The organism is Kitasatospora sp. NPDC036755 (assembly GCF_040636595.1).
Lineage (GTDB): Bacteria > Actinomycetota > Actinomycetes > Streptomycetales > Streptomycetaceae > Kitasatospora.
This window is the reverse complement of record NZ_JBEZUT010000632.1, coordinates 1-1,870: the sequence shown is the minus strand read 5'-3', so window position 1 is coordinate 1,870 and position 1,870 is coordinate 1. Positions and strand designations below refer to the sequence as shown.

The following is a 1,870-nucleotide window of genomic DNA, read 5'->3' as shown; positions in this document are numbered from 1 at the left end:
TACTGGACCAGGAGGCCGTGGTGCTGCTGGTCGGCGGGGCGCGCGGGATCACCGCGCGGTTCGCGGCCGCGCTCGCCTCGGCGAGCCGCTGCCGGCTGGAGCTGCTGGGCCGCACCGCGCCGCCCGAGGGCCCGGAGGATCCGGCGACGGCCGCCGCCCGCGACCGGTCCGCGCTGCGGGCCGCGCTCGCTCGCCGGGGCGTACCGCTGCCCGAGGTCGACGCCGCCGCCTCCCGGCTGCTGGCCGGGCGCGAAGTCGCGGCGACCCTCGACGAACTGTCGGCGCTCGGCTCGCGGGCCCGCTACCGCGCGGTGGACGCGGCCGACCCGGCGGCCCTGCGCCAGGCGGTCAAGGAGGTGTACGCCGAGTACGGCCGGCTGGACGGCGTGGTCTACGCGGCGGGCGTGATCGAGGACAGGCTTCTCGCCGAGAAGGATCCGGAGTCCTTCCGGCGGGTGTTCGCCACCAAGGCGGACGGCGCCCGGGCGCTGCTGGAGGCGCTCGCCGAACTGCCCGGCGGGCCGGGGTTCACGGTGCTCTTCGGCAGCATCGCGGCCGCGCTGGGCAACCGGGGCCAGGCCGACTACGCGGCGGCCAACGACGCCCTGGAGGAGCTGGGTGCCCGCTGGTCGGACCGCACCGGGCGCCGGGCGCTGACGGTGCACTGGGGGCCCTGGGCGCCGGCCGGCGCACACGGCGGCATGGTGTCCGAGGAGCTGGCCCGGGACTACGTCCGGCGCGGTGTCAGGCTGATCGACCCGGACGCCGGCACGCTGGCGCTGCTGCGCGAACTCGCCTGGGGCGAGCGGTCGGAGCGGGCCGTGGTCTACACCGCCTCGGGCTGGTGAGCGTCCCGATGCGGCGGGCAGCCGCCCCGGTGGCCGTGGTGGGCATGGCGGTGCTGCTGCCGGGAGCCCCCGACCTGGCGGCCTACTGGCGGAACCTGGTCGACGGGGTCGACGCGGTCACCGACGTCCCGGCCGGGCGCTGGGACGCGGACTACTACGACCCGGGCGGCGCCACCGGGCCGGCCGTGCCGGACCGGCTCTACTGCCGGCGCGGCGGCTTCGTGGACGGGCTGGCCGAGGTGCAGCCGACCCGGTTCGGCCTGATGCCGAGCTCGGTCACGGCCACCGAGCCCGACCAGTTGATCGCGCTCCAGGTGGCCGCCGCCGCCATCGCCGACGCGGGCGGCCCGGAGCGGCTGCCGGACCGCGACCGGATCGGGGTGGTGCTCGGCCGGGGCGGGTACCTGACACCGGGCCTGGTCCGGCTCGACCAGCGGGTGCGCAGCGCGCACCAGGTGGTCCGCACACTCGCCGAGCTGCTGCCGGACCTGACGGAGGGGCAACTGGAGAAGGTCCGGGCCGCGTTCACCGACCGGCTCGGCCCGGATCAGCCCGAGTCGGCGATCGGCCTGGTGCCCAACCTGGCCGCCTCCCGGCTGGCCAACCGGCTCGACCTGCGCGGCCCCGCCTACACCGTGGACGCCGCCTGCGCGTCCTCGCTGGTCGCCGTCGACCAGGCGGTCGGCGAACTGGCCACCGGGCGCTGTGACCTGGTGCTGGCGGGCGGGGTGCACCACTGCCACGACGTCACGCTGTGGAGCGTGTTCGCCCAGCTGCGGGCGCTCTCGCCGAGCCAGCGGATCCGCCCGTTCCACCGGGGCGCCGACGGCCTGCTGGTCGGTGAGGGCACCGGCGTGGTGGCGCTCAAGCGGCTCGCCGACGCCGAGCGGGACGGTGACCGGGTGTACGCGGTGATCCGGGGCACCGGAGTGGCGAGCGACGGCCGGACGGCGGGCCTGGCCAGCCCCGACCCGGGGGGCCAGGCCCGCGCCGTCCGGGCGGCCAGGCGGGCGGCCGGGCGC

General features: G+C 77.9%; 2 protein-coding genes. Both read left to right on the top strand.

What is annotated here, in order from left to right; all coding sequences use genetic code 11:
• Window positions 1–848: SDR family NAD(P)-dependent oxidoreductase (locus tag AB0E96_RS40740; RefSeq protein WP_359831843.1), on the top strand; the 848-nt coding region annotated here is incomplete at its 5' end.
• An 8-nt stretch (window positions 849–856) separates the two neighbouring features.
• Window positions 857–1,870, top strand: a 1,014-nt coding sequence (locus AB0E96_RS40735) for a polyketide synthase (protein ID WP_359831845.1), incomplete at its 3' end; no start/stop codon positions are given.